This window comes from Neisseria sp. HMSC065D04 (assembly GCF_001815675.1).
GTDB lineage: Bacteria > Pseudomonadota > Gammaproteobacteria > Burkholderiales > Neisseriaceae > Neisseria.
In genome coordinates this window covers 21,786-29,393 of the sequence record NZ_KV821543.1, presented here as the reverse complement: position 1 = coordinate 29,393, position 7,608 = coordinate 21,786, and the positions used below count along the sequence as shown (strand labels likewise).

The window sequence follows — 7,608 nt, the reverse complement described above, 5'->3', positions numbered from 1 at the left end:
ACAAAGGTCGTCTGAAAATTTTCAGACGACCTTTTCCGTTCCTGTTTACACTGTTTGCGAATATTGGGCTTTAGTTTCCCTGTGGCGCAGGTGGTAGTCAAACACCATGGCGATATTGCGTATCAGGAAGCGGCCTTTGGGGGTAACGGTCAGTCCGTGCGGTTTCAGGCGGACGAGTCCGAGGGAGGCAAGTTGTTCCAAGTCGGCAAGTTCGTCTTTGAAATAGCGGTCGAACGGGATACCGAACACGCTTTCGTAGATTCGATAATCCAAAGCGAAGCGGCACATCAAATCTTGGATGATATTGCGGCGCAAAAGGTCGTCCTGATTGAGCTGGTAGCCGCGCATGATGGGCAGGTGTCCTGAATCGAGCGCGGCATAGTAGGCGTCGATGTTGCGTTCGTTTTGGGAGTAGGTGCTGCCGATTTTGCCGATGGAAGATACGCCGATGGCAACCAAATCGCAGTCCGCGTAGGTCGAGTAGCCTTGGAAGTTGCGCTGGAGGAAGCCTTCTTTGAGGGCGATGGAAAGTTCGTCATCGGGTTTGGCGAAGTGGTCCATACCGATGAAGACGTAGCCGCGTTCGGTCAGGGTTTGGACGCAGTATTGCAGCATATCGAGTTTTTCTTCGCTGCCGGGAACGGCTTCGGTATCGATACGGCGTTGCGGCTTGAAGATATGCGGCAGATGGGCATAGTGATAAAGGGCAAGGCGGTCGGGATCGAGCGACAAGACAGTGTCGATGGTGGTTTTGATGCTTTCGGCGGTTTGGTGCGGCAGGCCGTAAATCAAATCGACGCTGACGGATTTGAACCCGGCTTCGCGGGCGGCATCGATGACTTCTTTGGTTTCGTCGTAGCTTTGGATGCGGTTGACCGCTTCCTGAACTTTAGGATCAAAATCCTGAATGCCGACGCTCATGCGGTTGAAGCCGAGCTTGCCGAGCATGAGGACGGTTTCGCGGCTGACTTTGCGCGGGTCGATTTCGATGGAGTATTCGCCGCCGGGGATAAGTTGGAAATGTTTGCGTATCATGCGGAATACGCGTTCGATTTGGTCGTCGCTCAAGAAAGTCGGCGTACCGCCGCCGAAGTGTAGTTGCGCGAGCTGATGCCGTCCGCCCAGATGCGGGGCGAGCAGCTCCATTTCTTTTTCAAGGTATTCGATGTAGGCATCGGCGCGGCTTTTGTCTTTGGTGATGATTTTATTGCAGCCGCAGTAGTAACAAATGGTGTTGCAGAAGGGGATGTGGATATAAAGCGAAAGGGGCTTGTTCAAAGCCCCCATACCGCGCTGATTCAAGGCATTGATATATTCGGCTTCGCGAAATCCGTCATGAAAACGGTCGGCTGTGGGGTAGGAAGTGTAGCGCGGACCGCTGGAAGGAAGGCTGGCAATGAGTTCGCGGTCGAACTCAGGCTTGTCATTGTTTCTATTGTGATTATTTTGTATTGGTATTACTTTCATGGCGTGTGCGTGATTAGAGTAATGATGTTAGGCAATTTTCGGATAGTTTGGTAGAATGCCACAGTATGATAAACCTGTCTTGATATGTGTCAATAACTTACATAATCATGACAGGATAAAAACCTTAATTTTAAGGGTGTTTTATGACCACACACAATGCTATGCATCAGATGAAAACCCTGTGTTCTTCCTGTTCGCTGCGTGAACTCTGCCTGCCTGTCGGGCTTTTGCCCAATGAGTTTGCCCAATTGGACGCGGTCATCCGACAGAGCCGCCGCTTGAAGAAGGGTGAATATCTGTTCCGCACCGGTGAGCCTTTCGCGTCGCTGTTTGCCATCCGTGCCGGTTTTTTCAAAACCACGGTTGCCAGTCAGGACGGTCGCGATCAGGTTACCGGCTTTTTTATGTCCGGCGAACTCATCGGCATGGACGGCATTTGTTCCCATGTCCACAGCTGCGACGCGGTGGCTTTGGAAGACAGCGAAGTGTGTGAGCTGCCCTTCACCCACATCGAAGAGCTGGGACACAACATCCCCAGCCTGAGAAGCCATTTTTTCAGATTGATGAGCCGCGAAATCGTGCGCGACCAAGGCGTGATGCTACTTTTGGGCAATATGCGCGCCGAAGAACGTCTGGCGGCGTTTTTGCTTAACCTGTCCCAACGCCTTTACTCGCGCGGATTTGCCGCCAACGATTTCATTCTGCGGATGTCGCGCGAAGAAATCGGCAGCTATTTGGGGCTGAAACTGGAAACCGTCAGCCGCACACTGTCCAAGTTCCACCACGAAGGCTTGATTTCGGTCGAACACAAACACATCAAAATCCTCGACTCGCAAGCCCTCAAAAAAATGGTGTCCGGCTGTTCGCACGCCATCTGATGGATACCGAGACTATTTTCAAACAGAACCCAAGGTCGTCTGAAAAAATTTCAGACGACCTTCTTCATAAAAACCAATTATGAAACACAAGAAAAAACTCATTGCCTTGACCGCTGTCTGCGCCCTGCTCGCCTACTGGCTCTATCCCGACCAACATCCCGTTTACCCCGCAAGCGACCATTACGACCCCAAAACGCAAACCTTCTTCAACCCCGAACCGCAGCAGAAACCGACCGGCCTGACCGGCGCATTTTGGAAGATCCTGACCGACCCGCAGGCAACGCGCCCGCCTAAACCTCTGCCTACCGTCAAGCCCGATTGGCAAACCTTCCTCGCCGCACCCGAAGGGAAAAGCCGTTTCGTCTGGTTCGGACATTCCACCCTATTGATGCGGATCGGCGGGCAAACCGTCATTACCGACCCCGTTTTCGGCAACTCTGTCTCCCCCATCCCCATCACCATGAAACGCTTCCAGCCTGCGCCCGCAGAAATCGACGAACTGCCGCCCGTCGATGTCATCCTGATTTCACACAGCCACTACGATCACCTCGAAAAAGACAGTGTGCAGGCACTCAATTCAAAAGGCAACAGCCATTTCATCGTCTCACTCGGCATGGGCGTACTGCTGAAAAAATGGGGCGTGCCGCAAGAGCGCATTACCGAACTCGATTGGTGGCAAAGTACCGAACGCAACGGCATCCGCTACACCGCACTACCTGCCCGCCACGATTCATCCCGAACCCTGACCGACCACAACCAAGCCCTGTGGTCCAGCTTTGCCATCGAACACGGCAGCGAAAAATTCTATTTTCACGGCGACTCGGCACAAGGCAGCCATTTCGACAAAATCGCCGAAAAATTCAACGGATTCGATATCGCGTTCATCGAAAACGGGCAATACAGCGAACATTGGCCCAACAATCACCTCTTCCCAGAGCAAACCGCCCGCTATGCCGCGCAGCTTGCCCCCAAACGCTTCATGCCCATCCACTGGGGCGCCTACGCCATGGCACTGCACGCTTGGAACGAACCCCTGCTGCAAAGCATCCCGCTGGCACGCAGTTTGGGCGTAAATCCGCTGACCCCGCTGATGGGGCAAGTCTTCGATGCCGATACCGCCACGCAAGACTGGTTTGCCGAACCTTTACAATAAAGCTACCCAGGGGTCGTCTGAAAACAAATACAGCACATTCCATCAGGGCATAAATACCGACGAAGCGGAAGCTGTTTTCAGACGACCTTTTTTGAATTTACCTGTTGCAGCATTTCCAACATTTCTCTCCTTCTCCCGTTTATCCGTTTTGCAATATTCTGATAATAAAAAACTAATTTCCCCTCAGCCGAAGACCTTATTTTGCAACGCGCGGTTCGCGTATAAATCACTTGACCGATTACATCGTATTACGTAAAGTATGCGGCATTCTTTTGAATTGGTATTACCAATTTATTTGGTAATTACTCTCAGATTAAGGTTCGGTATCTCTCCCGCATCCGACATCATGATAAAAATTGATAAACAACGCCGATTTAAGGATTCACCATGGCACTATTCCTCAGCATTTTTCCCATCATCCTGCTGATTTGGCTGATGGTTAAGAAAAACAGTATGCCTTCCTACATCGCGCTGCCGATTACCGCCGCGCTGATTTACGCCATCAAGCTGTTTTATTTCAAAGACGACGCTATGCTGCTCAACGCAACCGCAGCGTCCGGCCTGGTTTCCACACTGACGCCAATTACCGTGATTTTCGGTGCGATCATGTTCAACCGTATGATGGAAACCACCGGCTGTATCGACATTATCCGCAAATGGCTGGCGACCATCAGCCCGAATCCTGTGGCGCAGCTGATGATTATCGGCTGGTCGTTCGCCTTTATGATTGAGGGTGCATCCGGCTTCGGTACGCCTGCTGCGATTGCCGCCCCGATTCTGATGAGCCTGGGTTTCAACCCGTTGAAAGTGGCGATTTTTACGCTGGTTATGAACTCCGTGCCTGTATCTTTCGGCGCAGTGGGTACGCCGACTTGGTTCGGTTTCGCACCATTAAACCTGAGTGCCGAAAACATCCTTGCCATCGGCAGACAAACCGGCGTGATGCACTTCTTCGCAGGTTTCATCATCCCCGTCATCGGCTTGAGCTTCATCGTGCCTTGGTCTGAAATCCGTAAAAACTTAGGCTTCATCGGCATCGCCGTCTTCTCTTGTACCATTCCTTATGTCGCATTGGCGATGGTCAACGAAGAATTCCCATCACTCGTTGCCGGCGCAATCGGCCTGATGGTATCCGTATTCGCAGCCAACCACGGCTGGGGCTTAAGCAAAGACCATCCGAAAGACCCGAATGCCGAAAAAGTACCTTTCGCCCAAGTCGCCAAAGCACTTGCCCCTCTGGGTATGCTGATCGGTATGCTGGTCGTTACCCGTATCAAACAGCTCGGCATCAAAGGCCTGCTGACCAGCAAAGAAGAATGGTTCAGCTTCCAACTGCCGTTTGATTTGAGCAAAATCACCGTCAGCGACTCTTTGACCATTACCTTCGGCAATATTTTCGGACAAGGCGTCAATGCGTCATACCAAACTCTCTACGTTCCCGCATGGATTCCGTTTGTCTTTACCGTTTGGATTTGTATCCTGCTTTATAAAACCAAATTCAAAGACGCCTGGGCTTTCTACGCTGCAACGTTCAACCAAACCAAAAAACCGCTGCTTGCCTTGATGGGCGCGCTGATTATGGTTCAACTGATGATGGTCGGCGGCGACGACTCCATGGTGAAAATCATCGGTAAAGAGTTTGCCGCGATGGCAGGCGAACACTGGGTTTACTTCTCCCCTTACCTTGGCGCTATCGGTGCATTCTTCTCCGGTTCGAACACCGTATCCAACCTGACATTCGGCCCGATTCAGCAACAAATCGCCCTTGATACAGGCCTGTCCGTGACCCTCATCCTCGCCCTGCAATCCGTCGGCGGCGCAATGGGCAACATGGTCTGCATCAACAACATCATCGCCGTATGTACCGTACTGGACGTGAAAAACGCCGAAGGTGCGATTATCAAGAAAACCGTCATCCCCATGGCGATTTACGGTGTGATTGCTGTCGCCATAGCAATTATTTTCTTCCCTCTAAGGTAAGCACCTTGTAACGCAAAAGGTCGTCTGAAAAATGTTCAGACGACCTTTTTTATGAAGCAAACAGTTAGTCAATACTCCCCTTCCCTACCATCATATAGTGGATTAACTCTAAATCAGGACAAGGCGACGAAGCCGCAGACAGTACAGATAGTACGGAACCGATTCACTTGGTACTTCAGCACCTTAGAGAATCGTTCTCTTTAGCTAAGGCGAGGCAACGCCGTACTGGTTTAAAGCTAATCCGCTATAAAAAATGCAGATAAAAAACGGGCCGCCAAAAGGCGACCCTAAGAAACTCTTGCAGCTGGGAGTAATAGCAAGAGATTACGACACTTTAACCTGGTTTATGCCAGAGAAACGACGCATCAGCTCTGGAATGGCTTCGGCATTCGGAGCAACAGTGATGCCCATTTTCCGCATTTGGTAGATAGTCTCGATGGTGCTTTCAGGCGCATAGCCGTGGCAGGCACCGAGATTGACAATAATATGAAGATTATCGCTGTACCAAGACAATTGCTTGGCCGTATTGGCGACAGTTTCTTCGATGGCCAATCCGCCAATAATGACAGTATCGGCTTTTTGTTCGTGCAGCCATTCCAACAGGCCTGTGCTGTTTGCCTCATTGGCTTCATGAAAACAAGCACCGTGAACATGTTTACCGCTTAATTCGAGCGCATGATCGTAATCTGCCGGAGAGGGCAAGCCTTGGAGCAAATGCGTCCCGCGACAACCTCCGGCGCATTGGCTGAAAAAACCGGACGGTCGGCCGAACATGACACCGTTGCGATTGACGACGGTCGCACAAATGCTCTCCGGATCAATGCTCACATTCTCAATTAAAACCCTTTTATCTGCCAACGCTGCCTGGCGGTTAAGTTCATTAACCATATTTTCCGGACGCAACAAAAAATGGGTTGCATTAGCAGCCATACAGGTAAAGCGAAATTGCGGTTGGATGTCGATTGCAACGGTAGTCATAAGATATGGCTCTCTATATTTAATTCTGCAAACAGAATCAGGATTGCTCCGTTCAATCACTGACCAGACAAATGGTTTAATTTAACGATAATCGGTATATTTATGATGAACGGTATAATATCAGGATAATCGTTGTATAGCTAGTAAATATTTTAAGATTTGTAACAATACTCGCAGTAAATATAATTTTTGTTGTATTTAAGGTTAACACTCTAATCAATTATCATTTTTAAGCGATTATTTTTATTCATTAATTTTTTATTAATTCCATGATTCCCCTGTATTTTCAAAATATGGGACACTATGAATAAAACTGTTGTTTAAAAGAAAATATGCCTCTAGAAAGCAAAAATTGTTGGCAATATCCCTATCGCAAGCTGATTTTGCTCCCCAATGGTAAAAATAAACGGTACAAAAACCTTGCCATACCAACCGCCACAGCCCCAAACAAATAAAACGTGCAACACAGTCCCTAGGAATTTCTACAAAAAAAGGCTACCTGAAGATTCAGGTAGCCTTTTTTTGCGCAGCACCTTATTTCAACGTCGCCTTCGCCGCTTCCCGTTGCAAATGCCGCTGCATATAGCCGGCAAACGGTTCAGCGTTCGGCAGCACTTGGGCGCGGAACATGCCCCAGCTCAAGAGAGCGGTCAAGTATATATCGAGCGCGCTAAAATGTTGTCCCACGGCGTATTCGCGGCCGTCGGACAGCAGGGTTTGCAGGGTATGCAGCGCGGTATCGAAATCGCCGTAGCCGAGGGAACGGCGCCATTCCTCGCTCTGCGGCACCTGACGCCAGCGGTCGAGAATGGCGTATTCGAGCTGAGAACCAAACAACAGCCAGCGGTAGTATTGCCCGCGCTCCGGAGTACCCGCAGCCGGGATCAGCCGTTTTTCGGGGAAAAGCTCGGCCAGATAGGTGAGAATGGCGGGCAATTCGGTAATCACTTGCCCAGCATGTTTGATAGCAGGTACTTTGCCCATCGGGTTGATGGCTAGATAGTCCGCCTCTTTGAGCTGCGGGTAATCCAGCACCACGTTGTCGTAATCCGCGCCGCATTCGGTCAGCATCCAGCGTACATTTGTGCCGCGTGAAGGATTTGCAGTATAGAGGGTGATTTTGCTCATGATGTTTCCTTGTCCAATTGTGGG

At 50.3% G+C, this 7,608-nt stretch carries 6 protein-coding genes and 1 pseudogene; 4 read left to right on the top strand and 3 right to left on the bottom strand.

Translation table 11 applies throughout. The features are described from left to right. Positions 1-45: 45 nt before the first annotated feature. Positions 46-1,467, bottom strand: a complete 1,422-nt coding sequence (gene hemN / locus HMPREF3050_RS10545) for an oxygen-independent coproporphyrinogen III oxidase (RefSeq protein ID WP_070774766.1) — start codon at positions 1,465-1,467, stop codon at positions 46-48. A 143-nt stretch (positions 1,468-1,610) separates the two neighbouring features. On the opposite strand from hemN, the gene fnr reads away from it, so the two are divergent. The 4 genes and pseudogenes from fnr to HMPREF3050_RS14920 form a co-directional block, all read left to right on the top strand. Then, entirely contained in the window at positions 1,611-2,345 is a 735-nt protein-coding gene (gene fnr, locus HMPREF3050_RS10540) for a fumarate/nitrate reduction transcriptional regulator Fnr (protein ID WP_009311137.1), read from the top strand. Positions 2,346-2,424: 79 nt separating this feature from the next. Next, on the top strand, positions 2,425-3,498 hold the full coding sequence (locus tag HMPREF3050_RS10535; protein WP_070774765.1) for an MBL fold metallo-hydrolase: 1,074 nt from the start codon (positions 2,425-2,427) through the stop codon (positions 3,496-3,498). Positions 3,499-3,885: 387 nt separating this feature from the next. Next, entirely contained in the window at positions 3,886-5,478 is a 1,593-nt protein-coding gene (locus tag HMPREF3050_RS10530; RefSeq protein ID WP_070774764.1) for an L-lactate permease, read from the top strand. 93 nt (positions 5,479-5,571) lie between these two features. Further along, positions 5,572-5,634, top strand: a pseudogene (locus HMPREF3050_RS14920) (transposase); the annotation flags it as partial. Between the two features lie 168 nt (positions 5,635-5,802). Here HMPREF3050_RS14920 and HMPREF3050_RS10525 read toward each other — a convergent pair. Next, entirely contained in the window at positions 5,803-6,456 is a 654-nt protein-coding gene (locus HMPREF3050_RS10525) for a cysteine hydrolase family protein (protein ID WP_070774763.1), read from the bottom strand. Positions 6,457-6,990: 534 nt separating this feature from the next. After that, complete coding sequence (locus HMPREF3050_RS10520; RefSeq protein ID WP_070774761.1) at positions 6,991-7,584, bottom strand: glutathione S-transferase family protein; 594 nt, start codon at positions 7,582-7,584, stop codon at positions 6,991-6,993. Positions 7,585-7,608 lie beyond the last annotated feature (24 nt).